Annotated in this window: 27 protein-coding genes; 20 read left to right on the top strand and 7 right to left on the bottom strand. The window is 67.3% G+C overall.

Features of this window, described 5'->3' with window-relative positions; genetic code table 11:
• Nucleotides 1–115 precede the first annotated feature (115 nt).
• The 3 genes from AC07NY_RS06060 to AC07NY_RS06050 are packed head-to-tail and all read right to left on the bottom strand — an operon-like array spanning nt 116 to nt 3,497.
• A complete protein-coding gene (locus tag AC07NY_RS06060; RefSeq protein WP_494582511.1) occupies nt 116–1,351 on the bottom strand; it encodes a class I SAM-dependent methyltransferase in 1,236 nt (411 codons plus the stop codon).
• Nucleotides 1,348–2,151, bottom strand: a complete 804-nt coding sequence (locus AC07NY_RS06055; protein WP_494582509.1) for a DUF1365 domain-containing protein — start codon at nt 2,149–2,151, stop codon at nt 1,348–1,350. Before AC07NY_RS06055 ends, AC07NY_RS06060 begins: the two co-directional genes overlap by 4 nt.
• Complete coding sequence (locus AC07NY_RS06050; RefSeq protein WP_494582508.1) at nt 2,148–3,497, bottom strand: NAD(P)/FAD-dependent oxidoreductase; 1,350 nt, start codon at nt 3,495–3,497, stop codon at nt 2,148–2,150. The genes AC07NY_RS06055 and AC07NY_RS06050 overlap by 4 nt, the downstream gene beginning before the upstream one ends.
• A 156-nt stretch (nt 3,498–3,653) precedes the next feature.
• On the opposite strand from AC07NY_RS06050, the gene AC07NY_RS06045 reads away from it, so the two are divergent.
• The 6 genes from AC07NY_RS06045 to AC07NY_RS06020 are packed head-to-tail and all read left to right on the top strand — an operon-like array spanning nt 3,654 to nt 7,746.
• Entirely contained in the window at nt 3,654–4,229 is a 576-nt protein-coding gene (locus AC07NY_RS06045) for a hypothetical protein (protein WP_494582507.1), read from the top strand.
• A gap of 30 nt (nt 4,230–4,259) precedes the next feature.
• A complete protein-coding gene (locus AC07NY_RS06040) occupies nt 4,260–4,628 on the top strand; it encodes a DUF2147 domain-containing protein (protein ID WP_494582505.1) in 369 nt (122 codons plus the stop codon).
• A 55-nt stretch (nt 4,629–4,683) separates the two neighbouring features.
• Entirely contained in the window at nt 4,684–5,304 is a 621-nt protein-coding gene (locus AC07NY_RS06035) for a sigma-70 family RNA polymerase sigma factor (protein ID WP_494582503.1), read from the top strand.
• Entirely contained in the window at nt 5,301–5,927 is a 627-nt protein-coding gene (locus AC07NY_RS06030) for a ChrR family anti-sigma-E factor (RefSeq protein ID WP_494582501.1), read from the top strand. The genes AC07NY_RS06035 and AC07NY_RS06030 overlap by 4 nt, the downstream gene beginning before the upstream one ends.
• A complete protein-coding gene (locus AC07NY_RS06025) occupies nt 5,924–6,724 on the top strand; it encodes a DUF1295 domain-containing protein (protein WP_494582500.1) in 801 nt (266 codons plus the stop codon). The genes AC07NY_RS06030 and AC07NY_RS06025 overlap by 4 nt, the downstream gene beginning before the upstream one ends.
• Nucleotides 6,724–7,746 (top strand): SAM-dependent methyltransferase, encoded by a 1,023-nt coding sequence (locus AC07NY_RS06020; protein ID WP_494582498.1) that lies wholly within the window; start codon nt 6,724–6,726, stop codon nt 7,744–7,746. The genes AC07NY_RS06025 and AC07NY_RS06020 overlap by 1 nt, the downstream gene beginning before the upstream one ends.
• Nucleotides 7,747–7,756: 10 nt before the next feature.
• On the opposite strand, the gene AC07NY_RS06015 is transcribed toward AC07NY_RS06020, so the two are convergent.
• On the bottom strand, nt 7,757–8,170 hold the full coding sequence (locus AC07NY_RS06015; RefSeq protein WP_494582497.1) for a DUF2177 family protein: 414 nt from the start codon (nt 8,168–8,170) through the stop codon (nt 7,757–7,759).
• Between the two features lie 145 nt (nt 8,171–8,315).
• Between AC07NY_RS06015 and AC07NY_RS06010 the strand changes: the two genes are divergently transcribed.
• Complete coding sequence (locus AC07NY_RS06010; RefSeq protein WP_494582495.1) at nt 8,316–9,161, top strand: alpha/beta hydrolase; 846 nt, start codon at nt 8,316–8,318, stop codon at nt 9,159–9,161.
• A 456-nt stretch (nt 9,162–9,617) separates the two neighbouring features.
• Here the strand turns inward: AC07NY_RS06010 and AC07NY_RS06005 are convergent, their stop codons facing one another.
• The gene (locus AC07NY_RS06005) at nt 9,618–10,073 is read right to left on the bottom strand and encodes a MarR family winged helix-turn-helix transcriptional regulator (protein WP_492284947.1); all 456 of its coding nucleotides are present in this window, start codon (nt 10,071–10,073) and stop codon (nt 9,618–9,620) included.
• A 147-nt stretch (nt 10,074–10,220) separates the two neighbouring features.
• On the opposite strand from AC07NY_RS06005, the gene AC07NY_RS06000 reads away from it, so the two are divergent.
• From AC07NY_RS06000 to AC07NY_RS05985, 4 genes are all read left to right on the top strand, one after another.
• Nucleotides 10,221–10,631: an organic hydroperoxide resistance protein gene (locus tag AC07NY_RS06000; protein ID WP_494582493.1), complete on the top strand. Its 411-nt coding sequence runs from the start codon at nt 10,221–10,223 to the stop codon at nt 10,629–10,631.
• Between the two features lie 115 nt (nt 10,632–10,746).
• The gene (locus AC07NY_RS05995) at nt 10,747–12,474 is read left to right on the top strand and encodes a redoxin domain-containing protein (RefSeq protein WP_494582492.1); all 1,728 of its coding nucleotides are present in this window, start codon (nt 10,747–10,749) and stop codon (nt 12,472–12,474) included.
• A gap of 50 nt (nt 12,475–12,524) precedes the next feature.
• Nucleotides 12,525–13,562, top strand: coding sequence for an alpha/beta fold hydrolase (locus AC07NY_RS05990; RefSeq protein WP_494582490.1), 1,038 nt, complete (start codon nt 12,525–12,527; stop codon nt 13,560–13,562).
• A gap of 57 nt (nt 13,563–13,619) precedes the next feature.
• Nucleotides 13,620–14,414 (top strand): IclR family transcriptional regulator, encoded by a 795-nt coding sequence (locus tag AC07NY_RS05985; RefSeq protein WP_494582488.1) that lies wholly within the window; start codon nt 13,620–13,622, stop codon nt 14,412–14,414.
• A gap of 6 nt (nt 14,415–14,420) precedes the next feature.
• On the opposite strand, the gene AC07NY_RS05980 is transcribed toward AC07NY_RS05985, so the two are convergent.
• Together AC07NY_RS05980 and AC07NY_RS05975 are read right to left on the bottom strand one after the other, a co-directional pair.
• The gene (locus AC07NY_RS05980) at nt 14,421–15,299 is read right to left on the bottom strand and encodes a beta-keto acid cleavage family enzyme (protein WP_494582486.1); all 879 of its coding nucleotides are present in this window, start codon (nt 15,297–15,299) and stop codon (nt 14,421–14,423) included.
• A gap of 11 nt (nt 15,300–15,310) precedes the next feature.
• A complete protein-coding gene (locus tag AC07NY_RS05975; RefSeq protein ID WP_494583696.1) occupies nt 15,311–16,666 on the bottom strand; it encodes an aspartate aminotransferase family protein in 1,356 nt (451 codons plus the stop codon).
• A 99-nt stretch (nt 16,667–16,765) separates the two neighbouring features.
• Here AC07NY_RS05975 and AC07NY_RS05970 point away from each other — a divergent pair, with 99 nt between their 5' ends.
• The 9 genes from AC07NY_RS05970 (at nt 16,766) to AC07NY_RS05930 (ending at nt 24,802) form a co-directional block, all read left to right on the top strand.
• Nucleotides 16,766–17,959: a CaiB/BaiF CoA transferase family protein gene (locus AC07NY_RS05970; RefSeq protein WP_494582484.1), complete on the top strand. Its 1,194-nt coding sequence runs from the start codon at nt 16,766–16,768 to the stop codon at nt 17,957–17,959.
• Complete coding sequence (locus AC07NY_RS05965; protein WP_494582482.1) at nt 17,956–18,879, top strand: SMP-30/gluconolactonase/LRE family protein; 924 nt, start codon at nt 17,956–17,958, stop codon at nt 18,877–18,879. The genes AC07NY_RS05970 and AC07NY_RS05965 overlap by 4 nt, the downstream gene beginning before the upstream one ends.
• Nucleotides 18,876–19,787, top strand: coding sequence for a dihydrodipicolinate synthase family protein (locus AC07NY_RS05960; RefSeq protein WP_494582480.1), 912 nt, complete (start codon nt 18,876–18,878; stop codon nt 19,785–19,787). The genes AC07NY_RS05965 and AC07NY_RS05960 overlap by 4 nt, the downstream gene beginning before the upstream one ends.
• 1 nt (nt 19,788) lies before the next feature.
• A complete protein-coding gene (locus tag AC07NY_RS05955; protein ID WP_494582478.1) occupies nt 19,789–20,073 on the top strand; it encodes a (2Fe-2S)-binding protein in 285 nt (94 codons plus the stop codon).
• Entirely contained in the window at nt 20,070–21,491 is a 1,422-nt protein-coding gene (locus tag AC07NY_RS05950) for an FAD/NAD(P)-dependent oxidoreductase (protein WP_494582476.1), read from the top strand. The genes AC07NY_RS05955 and AC07NY_RS05950 overlap by 4 nt, the downstream gene beginning before the upstream one ends.
• On the top strand, nt 21,488–22,594 hold the full coding sequence (locus AC07NY_RS05945) for an NAD(P)/FAD-dependent oxidoreductase (protein ID WP_494582474.1): 1,107 nt from the start codon (nt 21,488–21,490) through the stop codon (nt 22,592–22,594). Before AC07NY_RS05950 ends, AC07NY_RS05945 begins: the two co-directional genes overlap by 4 nt.
• A gap of 20 nt (nt 22,595–22,614) precedes the next feature.
• Nucleotides 22,615–23,391, top strand: a complete 777-nt coding sequence (locus tag AC07NY_RS05940; protein WP_494582472.1) for an SDR family NAD(P)-dependent oxidoreductase — start codon at nt 22,615–22,617, stop codon at nt 23,389–23,391.
• A 97-nt stretch (nt 23,392–23,488) separates the two neighbouring features.
• Nucleotides 23,489–24,118, top strand: coding sequence for a protocatechuate 3,4-dioxygenase subunit alpha (gene pcaG, locus AC07NY_RS05935; RefSeq protein WP_494582470.1), 630 nt, complete (start codon nt 23,489–23,491; stop codon nt 24,116–24,118).
• Between the two features lie 12 nt (nt 24,119–24,130).
• A complete protein-coding gene (locus tag AC07NY_RS05930; protein WP_494582468.1) occupies nt 24,131–24,802 on the top strand; it encodes a dioxygenase family protein in 672 nt (223 codons plus the stop codon).
• Nucleotides 24,803–24,823 lie beyond the last annotated feature (21 nt).

Below are 24,823 nucleotides of genomic sequence, written 5' to 3'. Positions count from 1 at the left end.
CAAGGCACAGATTAGAAGGCTGCCGCGTCGACCGCCAGTTGCCGGTGACATGCAGAACCACTGCCGTGCGAGGGCGTCACGCTCCGATGGGACGTTTCATGCTGGCCCGCGTCCGTCAGCGACCTTGAAGGGCGAGCAGGTTGACGTCGATCGTCCGGGCGCGGAAGCCAGCCTCGCAATAGCAGAGATAGAACTCCCAGAGCCGGCGAAACGCCTCGTCGAAGCCCAACGGCGCGATTTCTGCCCAGCCTTCCAGGAAGCGCCGACGCCACTCCTTCAAAGTCATGCCGTAGCTGTCGCCGAAGTCGAGCTGTTCGACCACGGCGAGAGCGGCAGCCTCGGCGCTTCGTTTCAGCACCGGAACCGACGGAAGACTCCCTCCGGGAAAGATGTAGCGCTGGATGAAATCGGTGCCCTGCTGGTAGCTCTCGAACAACGCATCGTCGATCGTGATCGCCTGTAGAACGACCCGGCCGCCGGGCCTGAGCGAGCGGCTCAGGGTATCGAAGTAAGACGGCCAGTAGGCGCGGCCGACCGCCTCGATCATCTCGATCGAAACGATGCGGTCGAACTGTCCGGCAATGTCGCGATAGTCCCGGAGTTCGACGGTGACCCGCTCGGACAGGCCTGCGGCGGCGATGCGCTGCCGTGCCGCTTCGAGCTGAGCCGGCGACAAGGTGATCGCTGTCACCCGGCAGCCCTCGCGGGCCAGCCGCTCAGCCAGCGCCCCCCAGCCGCAACCGATCTCCAGGACATGCTCGCCGCCCGAGAGACCGAGCATGGCGATGATCCGGTCCAGCCGGCGCTGTTGGGCGGCCTCGAGCGTCTCGGCCGGCGCCTCATAGAGCGCCGAGGAATACATCATACTGGCGTCGAGCCAGCGGCCGTAGAAGTCATTGCCGAGGTCGTAATGCGCCGTGATGTTGCGGCGGCTGCCGCTACGGGTATTGGCGTTGAGAACATGCCGCAGGCGGTTAAGCAGCCGCGCCGGCCAGGCACCTGAAACCAGCTTGCGCAGCGTCGCATCGTTGCGCGCACCGAGCTCGATCAGTGCCGTGAGGTCCGGCGTGTGAAGGTCGCCGTCACGATAGGCCTCGGCCAAGCCGATATCACCATCGAGCAGAAGCCGGCGGATCGAGCGCCAGTTGTTCAGGATCATCGTCGCCTGAGGCCCCGGCATGCCCGGCGCGCTGCAAATCCGCTCGCCGTCTGGCGTGAAGACCGTCAGGTGGCCGACCGCGATCCGGGATAGAATGCGGCGCAGGAACCAGCGCGACAGGCCCATTCCGCGCGATGGCGCAAACACCTGTTCCGACATACGAAGGCGATGCTCGGTTTCCGGCCGGCTCATGGCTGCAGCTGTCCTTTCGCATGGGACGAGGCGATGCGGCCCCGACTGAAGGGCGGCTCAGGCGCGGCCGAATGCGGCTGCCAGGGGATGCGCTTCGCCAGCAGCCGCAACGCATGCCAGTGAATGGCAGCGGTGACCTTCAGCGTGAGGAGCGGATGCGTCGCCAGCAGCCGCAACAGCGCTGCGTCGCTGAGTTCCGATCGCTGGCCGCTCAATACGGCCGTGATCAGGCGCCCTTCGCCATCGCTACCATCGATGGCGATGGAGACACGCTCTTCCGGTGGGGCCACCGTGAAGTCGTAGCTCATGCCGAGCTTCATGAACGGCGAGACGTGGAAGACCTTGCCGGCCTCCTGCCTCAACGCGCCGTCAGAAGCACGGGCCGGCGCGACATAGCTGTGAACCTCGCCGAAGGTGTTGTGCACCTCGTAGACGGTGGCGCAGAGACTGCCGTCGCGGCGATAGCAGAAATAGGTGCTGAGGGGGTTGAAGGCATAGCCGAGGATGCGCGGCATGGTCAGCAGTCGGATCGGGCCACCATCATACGCGATTCCGGCTTTCGCCAGAGTTTCTTCGATCTGGGGTCGTAGAGGCCGACCGCTGCGATCCCCGTAATCCGCGTCACGAAATGCGTAGAGATTGAAGCGGTTATGCGAGAACAGCGTGAGTTTCGCGGCCAGCCGATCGATCTCGTCGAGATCGAGAAGAAGCCAGAACACGCGATAAACCAGCGCATGCGGTCGCGGCCGAAACCGATGATGCCTGACACGGCCGACATAGAGGGCCGATTGCAAGGTCATGCGGCCAGCTCCTGCCGGGGGGCGACCGGAATCCGCCCGGATTCATCGCGAACCTGCCAGGGCCGACGGACACCGCCGAGCGCCTCGGCAACGGCAAGCCCCGCCTGCAAGCCGTCCTCATGGAAGCCCGAACCGAAATAGGCGCCGCAGAACCAGCTCCGACGCACGCCCTGTAGCGACCAGAGCCGCTCCTGCGCCTCGAGCGCCGCCGCATCGAAGAGCGGGTGCTCGTAGATTTCCTCGTGAAGGATAGTCTCTTCGCGCAGCGTATCCGGCGGATTGAGCGTGACGAAGAAGGGCCGCTCATCGGGCAGGCCCTGGAGTCGGTTCATCCAGTAGGTGACAGCACAGGCGGAATCCGGCTGCGCACGATGACCGATATGGTTCCAGCTCGCCCAGGCGCGGCGACGTTTCGGCATCAGCGCCGTGTCGCCATGCAGCACGGCGCGATTGCGGCTGTAGCGGAACGCGCCGAGGGCCTCGATCTCGCCCGGGCCGGGGTCGGCGAGCATCGCCAGCGCCTGGTCGGCATGGGTGGCGAAGACGACATGATCGAACGTCTCGGTCCAACCGTCGCCGGTCAGGATGACAGCATTGGCTTCGCGCCGAACCCGCCGCACCGGCGAGCCGGCTCTCACCTCGCCCGAGAAGGCGGTGCGCAGCTTTTGCACATAGGTGCTGCTGCCACCGGTCACGGTGCGCCAGACCGGCCTGTCGGTGAGCTGCAGCAGGCCGTGATTGTGATGAAAGCGCAGGAAGGCCGCTGCGGGATAGGACAGGATTTCCGCGCAGGGCGCCGACCAGATGGCCGCAGCCATCGGCAGGAGATGGTCGTCCCGGAAGGCGGCGCCGTAACCGCCGGCAGTGAGATAGTCGCCAAGCGAGACGCCGGCCGCACCGCCTGCAAGCGCGTCCCTTGAGGCATCGCGGTAGAAGCGGGTGATGTCCTGCAGCATCGCCCAGAAGCGTGGGCGCACCAGATTGCTGCGCTGGGCGAACAGGCCGGCGACGCTGGTACCGCTATATTCGAGGCGCCCGCCGTCGAGCGACACCGCAAACGACATCTCGGTCGGCTGCGTGGCGACACGCAAATAGTCCATCAGCGCGATGAAGTTCGGGTATGTCGCCTCGTTGTAGACGATGAAGCCGGTATCGACCGCGGTCTCCCCGGCAACGCGAACCGTGTTCGCATGCCCGCCGAGGCGGGGCGCGGCCTCGAACAGCACCACGTCATGCGCCTGACCTAGCAGCCACGCGGCCGACAGGCCGGAGATGCCGGCACCGATCACGGCGAGCCTCATTGCCTTGCCCTGCGCCCGCTCCATCGTCGCGTCCCTGCTTTTCATGACCGGTATACGCGCCATGAGCCGGACTGGATTTGTCGCGGGGCCGCCGAAAACGCGCAGGCGGCGTGACCCAACGCCGGGTCACATGCGTAGACGAAGGGAAGCCGGGATAATCCGTGAGAGGTCGGAATGATGCTCGTGAGCAGGCTGAAGCGGATGGCTGCCGCGCTCTGCGCCTATGCGGCGCATCCCGATCCCCGAAGCGCCGTGGCCAATACCGTCGCGCTGGTCATCGTTTCGAACCAGCCCTTCTATCCGCTTTATATCGACTGGGCGGTCTCGCCCGTCATCGCGCCGTCCTACCTGACTTTCCTGTCGACGCCGTTCTTCGCGGCTGTGCCGGCAGCCATGCGACGCAGCACCTTGCTCGGGCGAGCGCTGCTTCTCTCAGCCGGCATCGGCAACACAATGCTCTGCCGCGCTGCCTTTGGCGCCGGCTCGGGGGTCGAAGTCTTCCTGCTTCCCTGTCTCATGCTGGCTCTGATGCTGTTTCGCCGCTCGGAGCGCGCCTTTGCGCTCGGCTTCACAGCGCTCGCCTTCGCCGCCTATCTCCTGCCGGCAGCTCTTCTCGGCGGGCCGATACACCTTTACCAGACTGACGAATACGCAGCCCTGCAGCACCTGAATTTTTTGAGCGCCGCATCCCTGACAGTCCTGATCGGATGGCTCTTCTCCGGGCATCTCGACACAATTTCGCGCGCCGATGAAACCAACGATGTCCGGGGAGCGTAGAGGAGACGCACCCGCCGAAAGGACTTCGTCATGACGCGCCTTCTGCTTGCTCTCGCCCTCGCTGCCATTGCGATTGAAGGCGCGGCCGCCAGCGACATTGACGGCACATGGCTGCGCGATGACGGCAACGCACGCGTGCGCATCGCGCCTTGCGGCGACAAGATCTGCGCCACCAATCTCTGGATCGGCGACACCAGCAAAGGCGAGGCGGCCGGCGACAAGCTCGTCATGACGCTGGCCCGCCAACCCGACGGAACCTTTTCCGGTAGCGCCTACGACCCCAAGCGCGACTGGACCTACGCGATGACGATCACCGCGATGCCCGGTGCGCTGACCACGCGTGGTTGCATCGTCGGGCGCTTGATCTGCCGCGACGTGAACTGGAAGGCCGCCGAGTGATGGCGAGTGATCTGATCCCGGTGATCCGGCGCGGCACTGCCCGCGTATCTCGTTCATGGTCCCCGCTCTCGCCCTGACTGTCGACGGCATGCGCGAGGCGGGAGCCAGCGTTCAAGGAGGTCGTTTCATCGCTTTGTTCGACCCCAATAGACTGATTGCCGCGATTGCGCGCTCGGGGGACCGGGCCGCTTTCGCCGCGCTGTTCGACCATTTCGCGCCGCGCGTGAAAGGGCTGCTGATGCGCGGCGGCACCTCGGCGGAGCTGGCCGAAGAGGTCGCACAGGAAACGCTGCTCGCGGTCTGGCGCAAGGCTGGCCTGTTCGACCCGGCGAAAGCGAGCGCCTCCACTTGGATTGCCACGATCGCACGCAATCTGCGCATCGACATCGCCCGTCGCGAAACGCGCTCGCGGCTGTCGCAAGTTTACGAGATTCTCGATGACGAAGCCCCCGAACAACCCGATGCGACGCTCTCCGGCGCCGAACGCGATGCGCGTGTGCGGGCCGCGATGACCCAGCTGTCTCCCGACCAGTACCGTGTGGTCGAGCTCGCCTTCCTGGAAGGCTTCAGCCACCAGGACGTTGCCGATCGCCTCGCCATCCCCTTGGGCACGGTGAAATCCCGCCTGCGCCTGGCATTGTCGCATCTGCGCGGCCGGCTAGAGGATCTGCGATGAGCATCATCCATCGCCCATCCGAGGAGACGCTCGCTGCCTTCGCCGCAGGACAGCTCGACGAGGGCCTGGCCGTTGTCGTCGCCTGCCATATCGAGGCGGATTCGGAGAGCCGACGGCGCCTGCGGGAGCTTGAGGCCGTGCAAGGTGCGCTGCTGGATACGATCGAGCCCGTCGCGATGGCGACCGCTCCCCGGGATGTTGGAGCGGTCGCGCAAGCCGTACCGGTTCCCGGCATGGCGGGTTCCGCCCCCGAAACCGGTATGCCGCAGGTGCTTCGTCCCTATGGCCTTGGTCCGTGGCGGCCGATCGGCATCCGCATCGCCATGCGGCGCGTCGAGGTTCCCGGCGCAACCGCGCGCGTCTTCATGCTGCGTGCCGGCCCGGGGATCGCCCTGCCGCACCACAAGCATACCGGGTTCGAATGGACCACGATCCTCGCCGGTGCCTACGAGCACGAATACGGGCGCTATGCGGCCGGGGATTTCGACGAAGCGGATTCCGAGCATGACCACACCCCGCGCGTCGACCCTGTCGAGGGTTGCACCTGCATCGTCGCGATGACGGGAAGCGTGCAGCTGCAGGGATGGCTTGGCCGGCTGCTGCAGCCGCTGGTGCGGTTTTGACGATCTCAGCCTTCGTCGTGGCTCTGGCCTTCGTGGCCGTGGCCATGTCGGCCTTCATGGCATTGGCGACGATGGTGGAGCGCCGCACCGGCAATTCCGGCTGGATCGACGTGGTCTGGACCGCCGGGCTGGGCCTGACGGGGATCGCAGGTGCGTTGCTGCCCTTCGGGACCGGACCGATGTCGCGGCGCCTGCTCGTGGCAGGGCTTGCACTGGCCTGGGCGCTTCGCCTCGGCCTGCATATCGCGCAGCGCACGAGCGGCATCGCTGAGGATCCTCGTTATGCGAGACTCAAGCGCGACTGGGGCAGCGATGCCTCCCGGCAACTCGCCAGGCTTTTGCAGATGCAGGCGCTGGCCAGCATTCCGCTGGGATTGGGCCTCATCCTCGCGGCACATAACCCCACGCCTTCGCTCGGTTGGGGCGATATCGCAGGCATTGCCATTTTCGTGACAGGGCTGGTGGGCGGAGCGCTAGCCGACAGTCAATTGCGCGCGTTTGCCCGCTCAGGCCGTGGCGGCGTCTGCGACCGTGGCCTCTGGCGCTGGTCGCGCCATCCCAACTACTTCTTCGAATGCGTGCTCTGGTGCGCCTATCCGGTGCTCGCGCTGGCAGTCGGCTACCCTTGGGGCTGGCTCGCCGTGTTGGCGCCGGCCTGCATTACAGTGCTGCTGACGCGCATCTCCGGCATCCCGCCTTTGGAGGAGCATATGCTCGCCAAGCACGGCGACGCCTATCGCGCCTACCAAAACCGAACCAGCGCCCTGATCCCGCTGCCGCCGAAAGGAGCGACGTGATGACGATCATGCAGAAGCTCTCGACCTGGGGCGAAGGCCTCCCCGTTCCCGATGCCGTCAGTCGCATGGTCATCGCCTCGCTGGTCGGGCGAACGGATCGTTCGCTCGCGGGACAGCCGGCTGATGCCGCAGCCTTCGCCCGCGACATGGCGGCGTTTCCGATCGCCGTTCATACCGACGCCGCCAACGCCCAGCATTACGAGGTGCCGGCCGCCTTTTTCGATCAGGTGCTTGGCGCGCGGCGCAAATATTCCTGCTGCTACTACGCCGATCCCGGCGACACGCTGGCGGCAGCGGAAGAGAAGGCGCTGGAACTGACCGCGGACCATGCCGATCTCGCCGACGGGCAGGACATCCTCGAACTTGGCTGCGGCTGGGGCTCGCTGTCGCTGTGGATGGCGGAGCGCTATCCTAAGGCGCGGATCGTATCGGTCTCCAATTCGGCCTCGCAACGCGCCTTTATCGAGCAGCAGGCGCAGCGCCGCCATCTCGGCAATCTCCGCGTCGTCACTGCCGACATGAACGCGTTTGCGACCGACGAGCGTTTCGACCGTGTCGTCTCCGTTGAAATGTTCGAGCACATGGCGAACTGGCGCGAACTCCTCGGGCGGGTTCGTGGCTGGCTGAAGCCGGACGGCCGCCTCTTCATCCATGTCTTCGCTCACAGGCAGGGCTGCTACCGCTTCGATGCGGCGGATACGGGTGACTGGATCGCGCAGCATTTCTTCACCGGCGGCCTGATGCCGAGTGCTGCGCTCGCGCACCAGTTCCCGGACCTCTTCGCGGTGGAGGCCGAGTGGCGCTGGAGCGGCGAGCATTACCGCGCCACGGCAGAGGACTGGCTGGCGAATTTCGATCGCAATCTCGCGAAGATCGACCCGATCCTGCGCGAGACCTATGGCGCGCAGGCGCCGCTCTGGCGCCGCCGCTGGCGCCTGTTCTTCCTGGCGACAAGCGGCTTGTTCGGCCATGCCGGCGGCGAGGCCTGGGGCGTCCATCACTACAGATTGCGCGCAACCTGACGGCCCGGGGCTAGACCCAGCCCCAGTCGGCAAGGCGGCGGACGACGCCAAAGGCAATCCATGTGCACAGGCCGACGACGACCGTGCCGTAGACGAGGTCAACCAGCGTGATCGTCAAGGTCCACGGCCGCAGCGTGGCGTAGTTCGTCAGGTCGTAGGTCGCGTAGGCGAGCAGGCCGATGAGCGCGCCATTGATCAAGGCGGCGCTTGGGCTGCCCTCGCGCAGAGCCGGCATCAACGCGAAATAGACGACCCCGAGCGGGAAACCGAAATAGAACAGCGCCGCAGGCCAATAGCGCACCTGCTCGACGATCAGGTCTCCCAGTACCGGGCGATAGAGTTTGGCCGTCATCGTGCTCAGCCAGATGGCATCGCAAATGCCGAATGCGATGAGGAAGGCGACATAACCGGCGATGAAGCGCATCGTGACCTCCAGGGGTTCCGCGAGGAGATACGCCAGGCAAGCTGACGTGGTTCAGTGTCGCCGACGATCCTGAACCATCGCGGCGCAGATCCATCCCGACGGCCGGAGCGTATCGATAGCGATGTTTCCTCGACCCTAGGCGGCCATGACGACCCGAATTGCCCGACGCACGATCCTGCCGCTGCTTGCCGGGCTCGCCCTACCCGCTTGCACAGCCCTGCGCCCCGGCGGCCTGACCGAGGGCGCGCGCGATGTCGCCTACGGCCCGCATCCCCGGCAACGGATGGATATCTATGTGCCTCATGGCGATGGAGGTGGGCCGAAGCCGGTTGTCTTCTTCATCTATGGCGGCTCATGGGCCAACGGGGCGAAGGAAACCTATTCCTTTGTCGGAGACGCCCTTGCCGCGCGCGGCTTCGTCACGGTGATCGCGGATTATCGCCTGGTGCCCGAGGTCCGCTTCCCGGTCTTCATCGAGGATGGTGCGCTGGCACTGCGCTACGTGCGGGACAACATCACGCGCTTCGGCGGCGCACCGCGGAACCTCCACCTGATGGGGCATTCCGCGGGCGCGTATAATGCGATGATGCTGACCCTGGACGGGCGTTACCTCGCCGCGGCGGGCATGCGTTCCAGCGACATCCGTTCGACCATCGGCCTCTCCGGCCCTTACGATTTCCTGCCGTTCGACATCGACGTCACGAAAGAAGCGTTCGGAAACGCGCGCGACCCTGCCCAGACGCAACCGATCAATTTCGTGCGCCGCGACGCTCCGCCGATCTTTCTGGTGACGGGCTCGGACGACACAACGGTCCTGCCCCGCAACAGCGAGCGCCTTGCGCGGGCGCTCAAGAAGGCTGGCGCCCAATCGGTCTCCCTGAAGATCTATCCGGGGCTTGGCCATGCCGGCACAGCGACCGCGCTCTCCAGGCTGCTGAAATGGCAAGCGCCTGTCCTCGACGATGCCGTCGCGTTCTTGCAAGCGACGTGAGGAAGTTCCCAACCGCTGGTCAGCGCCTCTGTTGCGGAGCTGCCCGGAAATCGACACACCTTGGGTGTCCTTTTGATCGTTGCGGCCGCTCACGAACGGCTCCGAAGTTGAAGCGCCGCATCGCACCGCTGACAGAACACCGTCAGCCGCCGAGCGTGGCCTGACCATCGTCATGACCACGGATGAACCGGCCCATGCGCTCGAAATCGGCGATTACCCCGTCCCGCTCTACGGGGCCGGCCGCTTCTAAGCAGGGACGGTGGCAGACATGCGCGCGCCGGAGCGGCTGTCGACCCTCTGTTCTATCGGCATGCAGAGCCCGGACCACGCCGATGGCTGATCCGCCAGGACCCTGCTTCACGCCGCATCCCGCCGGCGCCGACGCAGCGCGGATGTCCGCATAGAGCAAGCACGGACCCTCAACCAACCGCTGGCGTCGGCGGGCCAGGCGGCGGATCACGCCTGCGCGTGCTTGATCAGGTTGTTGCGGAGCTTGACGATCGACTTTTGCGTCTTCGCGAACTCGTCCGCCTCCATCCCTGTCGCCTTGACCAGACTCCGCTGCGCACCCCGCTCGCGCAGGCGCCGCCCCTCCTCCGTCAGGCTGACGATCACCTGCCGCTCGTCGCCGGGATCGCGCTGGCGGCGCAGATAGCCGAGTTCCTCGAGCTTCTTGAGGATTGGCGTCAGCGTGTTGGATTCGAGAAACAGCTTCTCGCCGAGGCCCTTCACCGTCTGATTGTCATCCTCCCACAGCGCCACGATCGCGATCCACTGGGTATAGGTGACGCCCAGCTCCTCGAGGATCGGCTTGTAGGCCCGGCCAAAGGCGAGATTGGCCGAATAGACCGCGAAACACATGAAATCGGCGAGATTCCTGGTGGCGAGATCAGGCGGCTTCGATTGGGTCATCAACATCTCCCATATCCGTACAGGCCGGATGCAACCCATATAAATCGCATCCGATTAAATCGGAAGGGATTGACACGCGGCTACGCGCTTCTAGATAAAGCGTATCCGATTAAAGCGGATACGATTCAAATCAGAAGGCGCAGCATCATGAGCACCAAGGTTCTCTATACCGGCCGAACCCACACCACCGGCGGGCGCGACGGCGCCGCGCGCAGCTCCGACGGCCGCCTCGACGTCACCCTCTCCCCGCCCGGCTCGTCCGGCGCCGGCACCAATCCGGAGCAGCTTTTCGCGGCGGGCTGGTCGGCCTGCTTCATCGGCGCGCTCGGCCACGCCGCCGGGGCGCGCAAGCTCCGGTTGCCCGCCGACACGGCCGTCGATGCCGAGGTCGATCTCGCCAATACCGATGGCGCCTATTTCCTGCAGGCGCGGCTCAATGTCAGCCTGCCCGGCATCGAGCGTGAGGTCGCCGAAGCGCTGGTCGAGGCCGCGCATCAGACCTGCCCCTATTCCAAGGCGACCCGCGGCAACATCGAAGTGGTGACCACCATCGCATGACGCTCCAGCCGATGGCCGCTTCCCTGCCGGGGAACGGCCATCGGGTCATGGACGGCCGGCCCGGGCAACCCGGGCCTGTCACCGACGACGCCAACGCCTGAACGGGAGCGCTCCGATGTCGCTTTTCATTCTGTCCTATCTCGCGGGCGTTCTGACGATCGCGTCGCCCTGCATCCTTCCCGTCCTGCCGTTCATCCTGGCGCGCGCCGACCGGCCCTTCCATCGGAGCGGCCTGCCGATGCTGCTCGGACTGGCCATCGCCTTCGCGGCGGTGGCGAGCCTCGCCGCCTTCGCCGGCGGCTGGGCGGTCGCGGCAAACCAGTTCGGCCGTGCCGCCGCGCTGGTCCTGCTCGCCATCTTCGGCCTCGGCCTCATTCTGCCCGCGCTCTCTGCCAGGCTCGCGGCGCCATTCGTCGCGGCAGGATCGCGGTTGACGCTATGGGCGCAGGACGGACGCTCAGGCCTGGTTTCGTCAGTAGCACTCGGCGTGGCCACGGGGCTGCTCTGGACGCCCTGCGCGGGCCCGGTGCTGGGTCTCATCCTCTCGGGCGCGGCCTTGAGCGGCCCCGGCGCCCGGACCAGTGCGCTTCTGCTCGCCTACGGCCTCGGAGCCGCCACCTCGCTGGCCGCCGCGCTGCTGGGCGGGCGGCTGGCGCTCATGCGTCTGCACCCGTCGCTGCCTTGGGTCGAACGGGCACGCCGGCTCGCCGGTATCGCCGTCATCGGCAGCGTCGCTGTGCTGGGTCTCGGCCTCGATACCGGCCTGCTTCAGCGCCTTTCCACCGAACAGACCAACAAGCTGGAGAACACGCTGGTGAAACTCGTTTCGGATCCGGCGAGCCTCTGGCCGAACTCTGCGGTGGCTGCGAGCCCCGACACGATCGCCGGCCCCCTCGCCTCGCTGCTTGGCCGGACGGGCTGGATCAACTCGGCCCCGCTTCGCGCGGAGGATCTTCGCGGCAAGGTCGTCCTCCTCAATGTCTGGACCTATTCCTGCATCAACTGCCTGCGCGCGCTGCCGCATGTGAAGAGCTGGGCGGCCAAATACGAAGCGCAGGGCCTCGTCGTCATCGGCGTCCACGCCCCGGAATTCGCCTTCGAGAAGGTCCAGGACAATGTCGCCCGGGCCAGCGCCGCGCTCGGCATCCGCTATCCGGTCGTGCTCGACAACGATTTCCGCATCTGGCGCGCCTTCGGCAACAGCGGCTGGCCGGGTCTCCATATCGTCGGCGCCGATGGCCGCATCCGCCATCAGGCAACCGGCGAAGGCCGCTACGAACAGACAGAGCGGGTGATCCAGCGCCTGCTGGCCGAAGCGAACGCCACCGGCACCGCCGGCTCCAGCCAGCCGGTCGAGGGCCTGGGCACGCAGAAGGAGGCCGACTGGGGCAACCTGCGCTCACCCGAGACCTATCTCGGCCATGACAAGGCCGAGCGTTTCGCCTCCCCCGGCTCGCTCACCCGCGACGAGCCGCGCGAATACCGGCATCCGGCCACCCTGCCGGCGAATTTCTGGAGCCTGTCGGGCAACTGGACGGTCGGCCCCGAATTCGCTGCGCTGAATGCCGCCGGTGGAGGACTGCGCTACCGCGTCCATGCCCGCGACCTGCATCTCGTACTGGTCCCCGGTACGCCCGACCAGCCCGTCCGGTTTCGCGTCAGGATCGACGGCGCAGCACCAGGAGCAAGCCACGGCTCGGATACCGACGAGCAGGGCTTCGGCACCGTTCGCGATGGCCGGCTCTACCAGCTCGTGCGCCAGGCAGGGCCCGTCGGCGACCGCATCGTCGAGATCGAGTTTCTCGACGCGGGCGTGCGCGCCTACGCCTTCACCTTCGGCTGATCTCGCGATCGACGCGCCTCCCAGCCTCCCCAGTCCCCAGGAGAACGATCATGCAAGTTTCCGATTCATCCGAGCGCATCGACCTGAAGCGCCGTGGCTTCATGACGACCGCCGCCGCGGCTGTCGCCGCCGCAAATCTCGGCCTCATCGGTCGGGTCGTCGCCCAGCCTGCAACCGGGCCCGACTCCAGCGGCTTCACCAGCATCAGGCAGATCGAGGCCGGCGTCCTGAACATCGGCTATGTCGAGGCCGGCCCGGCGGACGGCCCCGCCGTCATCCTCCTGCATGGCTGGCCCTACGACATCCACAGCTATGCCGATGTCGTGCCGCTGCTGACGGCCCGGGGCTATCGCGTGATCGTGCCGCATCTGCGCGGCTACGGCACAACCCGGTTCCTGGCGGCCGAGGCGCCCCGGAACGGACAGCAATCGGCCCTAGCCGTCGATGTGATCGCCCTCATGGATGCGCTCAGGATCGAGAAGGCCGTTCTCGGCGGCTACGACTGGGGCGCCCGCACCGCCAATATCGTCGCTGCGCTATGGCCGCGGCGGGTCAAAGCTATGGTTTCGGTCAGCGGCTACCTGATTGGCAGCCAGAGCGCGAACCGGATGCCCCTGCCGCCGAAGGCCGAGCAGGAATGGTGGTACCAATACTATTTCGCGACCGAACGCGGCCGGGCGGGCTATCAGCAGAACACGCATGATTTCGCGCGGCTGATCTGGCGGACGGCATCGCCGCGCTGGGCCTTTGACGACGCGACCTTCGCACGCAGTGCCGCCTCGCTCGACAATCCGGATCACGTCGCCATCACGATCCACAACTACCGCTGGCGGCTCGGCCTGGCGGAGGGCGAGGCCCGGTACGACGATCTTGAACAGCGGCTTGCCCAGGCTCCGTCGATCATCGTGCCGACAATCACGCTGGAAGGCGACGCCAACGGCGCGCCGCATCCCGAGCCGGCAGCCTATGCCAAGAAGTTTTCGGGCTGGTATCAGCACCGCACGCTTTCTGGCGGAATCGGGCACAACCCGCCGCAGGAGGCGCCCGCAGCCTTTGCCGAGGCGATCATCGCCGTCGACCGCACGTGACCCCGGCGGCCAAGTGTTTTACATGCAAATCGACCGAGGGCAGCGAGTCGGGATGCCATGCAAGACGCAGCGGATGCTGAAACGCAGCACAAGAACCACGCGGTCTATTTCGTGCCGGGCCTGCATCGCGGCCTGCGCGCGCTGGAGATCGTCGCCGGCGCCGGCCGCCCGCTGGGCATCTCCGAGATCGCGGCCGAGCTCGGACTGACGCGGTCCTCGGTCTTCCGGCTGGTCTACACGCTGCGGCATATGGGCTTCCTGGAGGAGGAGCAGTCAAAGCAGTTCACGCTGGGGCCGCGCGTCCTCAATATCGGCTTCGCCTTCCTCGCTTCCAAGGACATCATCGAGATCGCCCGCCCCGAACTTGAGGCGCTGCGCGACGAGACGCAGGTCTCGGCGCATCTGGCGATCCGGGACGAGCGGGACGTGCTGTACCTGAGCTGCGTCCAGACCCGGTCGGGCTTCCTCAGCAACATGAATGTCGGCTCGCGCGTGCCGGCCTATGCCTCGCCGATGGGCTGGCTGCTGCTTGCCGGCCTGCCGCAGGCGGACATCGCGGACCTCTTCCGCACCACCGCCTTCGAGCCGCTGACGGACCAGACCCCGAGCTCGATGCAGGCTCTGCTCAAAACGGTCGAGACGGCGGCAGGGCATGGTTTCGTAATCAGCAGAGGCGTGATGGAAGCCGCCGGCAGCTCGATCTCGGCACCGATCCGCAATCGCCGCGGCGAGATCGTCGCGGCGATCGATATCTCGGGCCCCGATTCCGCCTTCGACCTCAGCGAGATCGAAGGGCGCTATCTGAAAGCGGTATGCGCGGCGGCGAAGCGGATTTCCGAACGCCTGGGATAAGCGGCCTCAGGCCGACAGCCCCAACATGACGCGCGCCTCGGCCGACGTCGCGAGCGAGCCGCCAAGATTCTCGACGATGGTTGCGGCCTTCTCGACCAGCTCGGCATTGTCGCGGGCGAGTACGCCCTTGCGGATATAGACATTATCCTCAAGCCCGACCCGGACATGGCCGCCGAGCAGGAAGGCCTGTGCCAGCAGCGGGAATTCATGGCGGCCGATGCCGAAGCCCGCCCAGATGCAATCCGGCGGCAGTTGCGAAGCGAAATAGAACAGCGTCTCGGGATTGGGGATCGCGCCATAGCGCACGCCGAGCACGATCTGGATCAGCAGCGGATTGCGCAAAGTGCCGTCTTCCTGCAATGCCTTCGCGAGCTGCAGGTCGCCGCCGTCGAATATCTCGAGCTCCGGCAGCACGCCTGACGCATAGATGCGCCGGGCCATCTCGGTGACGTTGCGCGGCGTGTTGATCACCACCGCGCTGCCCGAGAACATCGTGTTCAGGTCGAGCGTGCAGATCTCCGGTTTCAGCCCCTCGACATGGGCAACGCGGCGCTCCGGCGTGGTCAACGTCGTGCCGGGTGCCGCGACGGCCGGGTTGTCGAGGCCCGGAACGTAGCGCCCGCCCTCCCCGGTCGAGAGATTGAGGATGACGTCGGAGCCGGACTGCCGGATGCGATCGACGATCTCGCCGAAGAGGCCGAGATCCATGCTGCCCTTGGTCGTCACCGGATCGCGGGCATGGATATGGACGACCGCCGCGCCTGCCTTGCCGGCCTCGATGGCGGCGGTGGCGATCTCGGCCGGCGTCACCGGCAGGCCGGGATGCTGGTCGCGGGTCGTCAGGTTGCCGGTGACGGCGCAGGTGAGGATGGTCTTGCGGGACAAGGCGGGGCTCCTCAGGCAGCGGTATCGGTGGCGGACAGGGTCGTGGCGAGCGCGCGCCCGAGCTTGCCGACGATCTCGTCGACATGGCCGGCATCGATGATGAAGGGCGGCGCCAGCAGGACGTGGTCGCCGTCGACGCCGTCGGCCGTGCCGCTCGACGGATAGCAGATCAGCCCGAGCTCCTGCGCCTCCTGCTTGATCCGCGCCGCCAGGTTCCGCTTCGCCACGAAGGGCCGCTTGCTGTCGCGATCGGCGACCAGCTCGATCGACTGGAACAGGCCCCGCCCGCGGATATCGCCGACATGCGGATGCTGGCCGAAGGCGTCGTGGAGCCTCTCGGAGAGCAGCGCCCCCATGCGCTGGACATTGTCGAGCAGGCCGTCCTGCTCGATCGTCTCGATCACGGCGATGGAAGCGGCGCAGGCGACGGCATGGCTCATATAGGTATGGCCGTTGGCGAGGAGGCCTGAACCGGCCTCGATCGCAGCCGTGACGCGTTCGCTCGCCAGCATCGCGGCGATCGGCTGGTAGCCGGCGCCCAGCCCCTTGGCGATGGTGATGATGTCCGGCCGCACGGCTTCCTGCTCGCAGGCGAAGAAGGCGCCGGCGCGGCCCATGCCGCACATCACCTCGTCGGCGATGAAGAGCACGCCATGGCGGTCGCAGATCTCGCGGATGCGGGCGAAATAGCCGGGGACGGCGGTGACGGTGCCGAGCGTCGCCCCGACGATCGGCTCGGCGACGAAGGCGGCGACGGTCTCGGGGCTGAGGCGCCGGATCTCGGCATCGAGCTCGTCGGCGACGCGCAGGCCGTAGGCTTCGAGCGTCTCGTCGTCGCGCCGATTGCGATAAGCGTAGCAGGGCGCGATCTGCGAGGTCTCGATCAGGATCGGCTGGTACAGCTTGCGCCGGCCGGGATGGCCACCGACCGCGAGCGCACCCAGTGTGTTGCCGTGATAGCTCATCCGCCGCGAGATGAAGCGGCTGCGCTGGGGCTGGCCGATCTCGACGAAATACTGCCGCGCGAGCTTCATCGCCGCTTCCATCGCCTCCGAGCCGCTGCCGAGGAATGCGACGCGCCCCTGCCCGAACCCCGCCGGAGCGCGATCGATCAGCATCTGCGCCAGGGTCTCGCTCGGCCCATTCGTGAAGAAGGAGGTGTGGGCGTATTCGAGCCGTCCGAGCTGGGCCGCGATCCATTCAATGACACGCGGATGGGCATGGCCGAGGCAGGAAACGGCGGCGCCGCCGCTGGCGTCGAGATAGCGTTTGCCGGCGGCGTCGATCAGATGGACGCCCTCGCCTTTCACTGCGAGCGGCGGCGTGCTGCGAAGGTTGCGGTGGAGCACGGCGGACCGCTTCGGCATGCTGTTCGACGGTGGCACGGCGCTCTCCGAGGCTGTCACAATTCTGTTGATATACAAAACACAGTTCCATATAAGAAACAATAACGGAGTAGCCGCCCCTTGAGCCTGTCAGCGCAACGCCCCTTTCACGGTATCCGGGTGCTCGACCTGACCCATGTCCTGGCGGGTCCGTTCTGCGCCTATCAGCTCGCCCTGCTCGGGGCCGATGTGATCAAGATCGAGCCGCCCGGAATGCCCGACACGGCGCGCGGACGCGGGCCGGACGATGCGCTCAACGCCGCCGGGCTCGGCATCAATTATCTCGTCCAGGGCTCGAACAAGCGTTCGCTCGCGCTCGATCTCGCCACGCAGGATGGGCGGGCGATCCTGCTCGACCTCGTCGCGGGCGCGGATGTGCTGGTCGAGAATTATCGTGCCGGCGCGCTGGCGGCACTTGGGCTCGGGCCGGAGACGCTGCAGGCGCGCAATCCCCGGCTCATCTACTGCTCGATCACCGGCTTCGCCCGCGGGCATGAGCGCGAGGGGGTGAATGCCTATGACAATGTCATCCAGGCCGCGTCCGGTGTCATGGCACGGACCACCGGACGTGCAGGCGAGCCGGTGAAATCCGGCGCCTCCTTCATCGACTATGCCACGGGCTATGCCGCCGCCTTCGCGATCTCGGCTGCCCTCTTTCAGCGGCAGGCCAGCGGCGTCGGGCAGGTCATCGACTGCTCGATGTTCGAGACCGCCCTGACCCTGATGGCTCCGGAAGCCGCCGCCGCCCTCTATGAAGGCCCAAGCCAGCCGCGCCCGAAAGAGGCCGGGCTCGGTACCTACGAGACGGCGGATGGGCTCCTGATGCTCGGGGCATTCAACGCCCGGCAGAACAAGCGTCTGTGGGAAGCATTGGGGCGTCCCGACTTCGCCGCGCTCGATGGCTGGCCGGAACTCTGGGCGTCCGCACAGGCGATGCGCGAGGCGCTCGTCCCGATCATGCGCACGCGCACCGCCGCCGCATGGGAGACCTATCTCCACGGCATCGGCATCCCGGCCGAGCGGGTGCGCAGCCTCGACGAAGCGGTACGCCTGCCGCATCTCGACAAGCGTGGCTTCTTCCACGCCGTGCAACTGGACGCGGCGGGCGCCGCCGCGGTCTCGGTGCCGCTGACGCCCTTCTCCTATGCCACAGCCGGCCCGGCGATCGACCGCCCCCCGCCGCGACTGGGCGAGCATAGTGCCGAAATCCTTGGAGAGATCGGCCGCACGCCGGCCGAGATCGCCGTGCTGAAGGAACGGGGCGTGATCGCATGATCGGCAGTTTTCCCCGCCATGAGGCCGAGCTGTTCACGCGCCTGCCCGAGGCGCTGCACTGGACGGGAGAGCCGACCGACTGGGTCCGCACCACGCGGCCGGGCCAGCGCCTGCATTCCTTCCTCGAAGGCCCCTGCTTCGATGCCGAGGGTCATCTCTGGCTGGCCGACGTGCCCTATGGCCGGCTGTTCCGGATCGCGCCGGATGGCAGTTGGCGGCTCGCCTTCGCATATGACGGCGAGCCGCATAGCTTGCGCCCGCGCGGCGACGGGACCTGGCTCATCGCCGACTACCGCCACGGGCTGCTCATCTGCGATCCCGCGGCGCAGAAAGTCACCACGCTCTGCGGACGCGTGAACACCGAGCCCTTCCGCGGCCTGAGCGACCTCACCATCGCGCCCAATGGCGATGTCTGGTTCACCGATTCCGGCCGCTCCAGCCTCTCCGACCCGACCGGCCGGGTCTATCGCTTGCGGCAGGGCGAGACCAAGCCGGAATTGATCCTCGCGAACGTGCCCTACCCCAACGGCATCGCGCTCTCGCCGGACGGCAAGCTCGTCTATCTCGCCGCCACCCGCGCCAACGCGGTCTGGCGCTTCATGGCCGAGGCGCCCGATCTCGCCTGGCCGATGGTCGGCACCTTCCTCCAGCTCTCGGGCGGGCTCGGCCCGGACGGCCTCGCCGTCGATGCTTCAGGCCGGCTCGCCATCGCGCAGGCGCAGGCCGGACGGCTCTATCTCGTCGATGCGCTCGGCGATCCCGTCGCCGTGGTCCATACGCCGGGCGGGCTCTGGACGACGGCCTGCGCCTTCTCGCCCGACCAGTCGACGCTGTTCATCGTCGAAGCCCAGACCGGCAGCGTCTTCCGTGTTCCCATGGCCCGGCTCCTTGCCAACTCTTCCTCAGGACGACCCGCATGACCCTGCTGACGAAGGACACGCTCAAGGGCTTCGTGCCGGCCGTCGTCACCCCTTTCGACGCGCGCGGCGAGATCATGGAGGGCGCCTTCGCGCAGCTGGTCGAGCATCTCATCGGCATCGGCGCGCAGGGCATCTGCGTGGCCGGCGACAATGGCGAGAGCTGGGCGCTCGACCGTGACGAGCGCGCGCGGCTCACCCGCATCGCCGTCGATCGCAGCGCCGGGCGCGTCCCGGTGATGATGGGCTGCACGGCGCCGGGCTCCAAGCAGACGATCCAGTATGCGCAAGCCGCGCGCGATGCCGGCGCCGCCGGCATCCTCGTCATGCCCCAGACCTATGTGATGAAGGCGACGCGCGAGGAATTGCTGCGCCGCTTCGACCTGCTGGGCAAGGCGGTCGACATGCCGATCGTCCTCTATAATTCCCCGCGCCGCGCCGTGATCGAGCTCTCGATCGACGATGTCGCCGCGATCGCGGGCATCGCCCCGGTCGTCGGCATCAAGGAATCCAACCGCGATATCGGCCACCTCACCCGCTTGCTGCACCGGATGGGCGACAGGATCGCGGTGATGGTCGGCCCGGCCTATTACATCCTCGCCGGCAGCGCGCTTGGCGCCTCCGGCTTCATCGCGACCGGTCCCGAGCTTCTCGGCAAGACGGGCGGGAAACTGATGGAGATCGGCCGCAGGGCGCCGGATACAGCCTATGTCGACGCCCATCACAAGCTCACCATCGTCTACGAGACGCTGATGTCGCTGGGCACCTGGCCCTCCTCCTTCAAGGCGGCGCTGAACCTTCAGGGCCTGCCGGCCGGCGTGCCGCGCGATCCGCTGCTGCCGCTTGCCGGACCGGCGCTCGACAAGCTGCGCGCAACGCTCGACGAACTCGGCCTCCTGCCCGGCGACTGAGATGAAAGGCGATCTGCGCATCCTGCCGATAGGCGCCTGGAAGCGGGAGGTCAGCTTCAGCTTCGACGGCGAGACGCTGAGTGCCGCCGAGGGCGAGACACTGGCCGCCGCGCTCCATGCGCAAGGGCGCCGGACGCTGCGGATCCATCGCGACGACGGCGGCCCGCGCGGCGCCTTCTGCTTCATGGGCGTCTGCCAGGAATGCGTCGTGCTGATCGACGGCCGGCAGACGGAAGCCTGCCGCACCCTCATCCGCGAGGGCCTCGTCGTCGAGAGGCTGCGATGAGCACACCGCTCGATCTCATCGTGCTGGGGGCAGGCCCCGCCGGAGCCGCGGCAGCGATCAAGGCGCGCGCGCTTGGCCTGTCGGTCGCGGTGATCGACGAGGCGGCGGAAGCGGGCGGACAGGTCTATCGCGCGCCCTCCGCCGGGCTGGAATCGGCTCCGGCCGATGCCGAGCGGGCGAAAGGCGATGAACTCCGCGCGAAACTCGCGGATAGCGGCGCGATCCTCCATACCAACCAGCGTGTCTGGTCGCTGACGCCGGGCTTCTCCGTCATCGCGATCGGCCAGGAAGGCCCCCTGACACTGGAAGCGCCCAACCTGATCGTGGCCGCCGGCGCGGTCGAGCGGCATATCCCGGTCTCCGGCTGGACCTTGCCCGGCGTCATCGGGCTGGCTGCAGCGACCATCCTTCTCAAGTCGCACGGCGTCCTGCCGGGGCGGCGGGTGGTGGTCGCGGGCGCGGGGCCGCTGCTTCTGCTCGTCGCCAGCAAGATCGTCGCCGCAGGCGGCGAGGTCGCGGCGATCGTCGATGCCTCGCACCGCGCAGGCTGGCTCGCCCGGCTCGGCGCGATGGCAGCGCGGCCGGACCTCATGGCCAAAGGCGCAGGCTGGCTGCTGCACCTACTGAAAGCGCGGGTTCCGATCCATTCAGGCGCAGCCATCCATGCGATCCATGGCACGGATGGCGTCACATCGGTCGAGATCGGTCGCATCGACGGAGATTGGCGGCCGGTTGGCGATCCGGTTCGGACGATCGAGGCCGATGCGGTCTGTCTCGGCTTCGGCCTCTCGCCGTCGACCGAGGCCACGCGGCTACTCGGCGCCCAGCACCGTTATGCGCCGGAGCTCGGCGGCTGGGTCCCCGAGGTGAGCGCTTTGCTCGAAACCTCCGTGCCAGGCCTGTTCGTGGCCGGCGATGGCGGTGGTATCCGTGGTGCCGACGCCGCGCCGCTCTCGGGCGAACTGGCAGCGATCGGCGTCGCGCGCCGGCTCGAACGTGGCAGGGATTTGGAACGGGAGGCCGCGACGGTGGCAGCACGCTGGCTCCGGTCGTCTCGTTTCGGCGCGGCCATGTCGGCGCTTGCCATGCCGCCGCCCGGCGCCGCCGCCCTGATCGATACAGAGACGACCGTTTGCCGTTGCGAGGGCCTGACCCGCGCGACGTTGGACGCCGCGATCACGGCCGGTGCGAGGACGCTGGCCGACCTCAAGGCGACGACGCGCTGCGGCATGGGGCCTTGCGGTGGCCGCGTCTGCGGCGAGGCGGCGGCCATGCTGATCGGCGCGGCGACCGGCCAAAGCCGCGAGACGATCGGCCAGCCGAGCGCCCGGCCTCCCCTGCGCCCGGTCCCGCTCGCCGCTATTGCCGGCACCTTCGACTACGACGACCTCCCAATCCCTGCCCCGGCCCCGCTATGAGCGAAACCTACGATCTCGCCGTAATCGGCGGCGGCATCCTCGGCAGCGCCGCCGCCTGCCGCGCTGCCGCAGGCGGGATGCGGGTGATCGTCATCGAGCAGCGGACGATCGGCAGCGGCGCGTCCGGCGTGAATGCCGGCACGCTCTCGCTGCAGATCAAGCGCGTCAAGCTGATGCCTTACGCCCTCAAGGGCCACGAACTCTGGGAGCATGCCGGCGCGCATGTCGGCTTCCACAAGACCGGCGGCATCACACTCGCCTTCAACCAGCGCGAGGCCAATCTCCTGCACGAGCGCATGGCACTGAAGCGCGAGGCGGGCGCACCGATCGAATTGATCTCGCCGGCCCGCGTTGCCGAGATCGAGACCAACCTGTCGCGCAAGGTCGTCGCGGCGAGCTGGTGCGCCGAGGACGGCTACGCCAATGCCAGCCTGACGGGCGCCTATTACCGCGCGCTGCTGGAGGCGGCAGGTGTCGCCATCCGCGAACACACGCCCGTCACCGCCATCGACAGCAGCGGCGGCGGTTTCGAACTCGCCACGCCAGCAGGCACGATCCGCGCGACACGCCTGCTCCTGGCCTGCGGTGCCTGGCTGAAGAGCGCAGGCACGATGATCGGGCTCGACCTGCCTGTCCGGGCGCGCGTCAACACCGTCTCCGTCACCGAGCGCGGCCCGGCGCTGGTCGGCACCGTGATCGGCCATGCCACCGGCCTGCTGACGCTGAAGCAGAAGCCGAACGGCAGCGTGCTGATCGGCGGGGGGTGGCAGGGCACCGGCTCACCGGAACAAGGTCGCGGTGCGGTCGATCCCGAGACGCTGCTGCCGAATCTCAGGCTCGCGATGTTCGCCGTGCCGGGCCTTGACCGCTTCCGGGTGGTGCGCTCCTGGACCGGCTTCGAGGCCAATGTCCCGGATTTCTATCCGCTCGCAGGCGCTGCGCCCGGCGTCGAAAACGCCTTCCTGCTCGGCTGCGTGCGCGGGGGCTACACCATCGGCCCCTATATCGGCGCGCTGATGGGCGACCTCATCCTCGGCCGGGAGCCGGAGCTGCCGCTCTTCGACCCCTGCCGTTTCTCCACCGACGCCGCTGCCGCGGCCTGATCGCACAGGTGACTGCACCCATGGCCAAGGATCTCAATCGTCTCGACGGGCGCGTCGCGATCGTCACCGGCGGCGGCACCGGCATCGGCAAGGCGATCGCCGAGGCCTTCGCGCAGACCGGTGCCCATGTCGTGATCTCCGGCCGCACCCGCGAGACGATCGAGCCGGTCGCGCAGGCGATCGGCGGTACGGCCGTGCCCTGCGACGTCGCAAAGCTCGACGAGGTCGAGGCGATGTTCGCGCAGGCGCAGGCGATCACCGGCAAGGTCGATGTTCTCGTCAACAATGCCGGCCAGAGCGGGCCGATCGGCAATATCGTCGATGTCGATCTCGATGCCTGGCGAGCTTGCGTCGAGATCAACCTGTTCGGCACGGTGAATTGCCTGCGGGTCGCGAGCCGGATCATGAGCGCGCAGGGTTCGGGCTCGATCGTCAACATGTCGTCGCTGATGGGCCTCAAGGGCTATCCGATGCGCAGTGCCTATTGCGCCACCAAATTCGCCGTCATCGGCCTCACCGAAACGGTCGCGCGCGAGATCGGCCCGGCGGGCGTGCGCGTCAACGCGCTCTGCCCCGGCGCGGTCTCCGGCGAATTGATGGACCGGGTCGTCGCGAAGCGCGCCGCCGCCGAGGGGCGCGATCCCGCGGAGATCATCAAGCAGAACTACACGGATGTCGCGGCGCTGCGCCGCTGGGTGACGCCTGAGGAGGTCGCCGCCGCCGCCCTGTTCCTGGCGTCCGACGCCTCCTCCTCGCTCACGGGCGAGCGCATCAAGACCGATGCCGGCCGCTTCTGACGATGTGTCAGCGATCTTGAATAAAACAAAGTTTTGTATATAAACAAAATCAAAAGAGGGGTGAAGCGATGCGCAGATGGTTCGGCGAGGCCGCGCGATGAGCGATGCGTCCGGCACCAGCAACCGGCTGCCTCCTCTCGCCGAGGACACGGTCGGTCCCTATTACCCCTACTCATTCCTCGACGGCGATCGCAGCGACCTGACGCGGCTGCATTACGGGCTGAGCGTCGGCCCCAAGGGGCAGCAGATCATCCTGCGCGGGCGCCTGCTCGACAGTGACGGCCAGCCTGTCGACGATGCGCTGGTCGAGTTCTGGCAGGCCAACGCCGCCGGCATCCTGCGCACGCCCGACAGCGATGGCCATCCCGGGCTCGATCCCTTCTTCGACGGGTTCGGGCGCCTGATCACGACCGCCGAACCCTTCGAGTTAAAGACGGTCAAGCCTGGCCCAATCAGGGCCGATAACGGGACGCCGGCGCGCGCGCCGCATATCACGCTGACCATCTTCTCGGACGGGATCACGCGGCTGGTCACGCAGGTCTTCTTCGAAGATGAAGCGGATGCCAATGCCGCCGACCCCCTGCTGGGGAGCCTGCCTCCGGAGCTGGGCGCGCGACTGATCGCGAGGCGGATCGGGTCGGTGGGCGACGACGTCGCGCTCTACGAGATCGCGATCGTGATGCGCGGCCCCGGCGAGACACCCTTCTTCGACGATCTTTCGAGCTGAGCGGAGACGTCCATGACCCTGAATCGCGGACGCCTGATGCTGCCCGGCCCGACTGACGGTGCCGCCGAGCGGCGCGTGCCGATCGAACGCCTGCACCTGATCCCGGAAGCGGCTCGGCAGAGCTTCGTGCCCTGGCTCTCCGACCTGCCGGGGCTCAAGCTCGGCGAGAACGACCTCACCCGCATCGCGCCCGGTCGACCGCAGGCCGAGGGCGAGGTCATGGAAATTTCCGGCCGCGTGCTCGACGAGTTCGGCCGGCCCGTGCGCCACACCCTCGTCGAGATCTGGAACGCCAACAGATGGGGGCGCTACACCCATGTGAAGGACCCGGTGCGCGAACGGCTCGACCCGAATTTCCTCGGCTTCGGCCGGACGATGACCGACGAGGCTGGGCGCTACCGATTCCGCACGATCCGGCCGGGCTCCTACCTGGCGCGGCCGGACATCGACCGCTGGCGACCGGCCCATGTCCATGTCTCGATCCGCGGCGGCTCGGCCCGACTGATCGCGCAGATGTATTTCGAGGGCGACCCGCATCTCGCCCGCGATCCGATGTTCATCCTGCTCGGCGAGGCGCAAGGCCGGCATTTCGGCCAGCCCGCCGGCCAGGGCCCGAACGGCGAAGCGCTCTACCACTGGGACATCGTGATCGGCGGCCGCAACACCGCCTATTTCGAGACGTGACAGCCAGGATCAGCATCTCGG

Source organism: Allobosea sp. GW821-FHT09G06 (genome assembly GCF_059416005.1).
The sequence above is the reverse complement of the archived record's forward strand: the minus strand, read 5'-3'. Positions and strand labels throughout refer to the sequence as shown.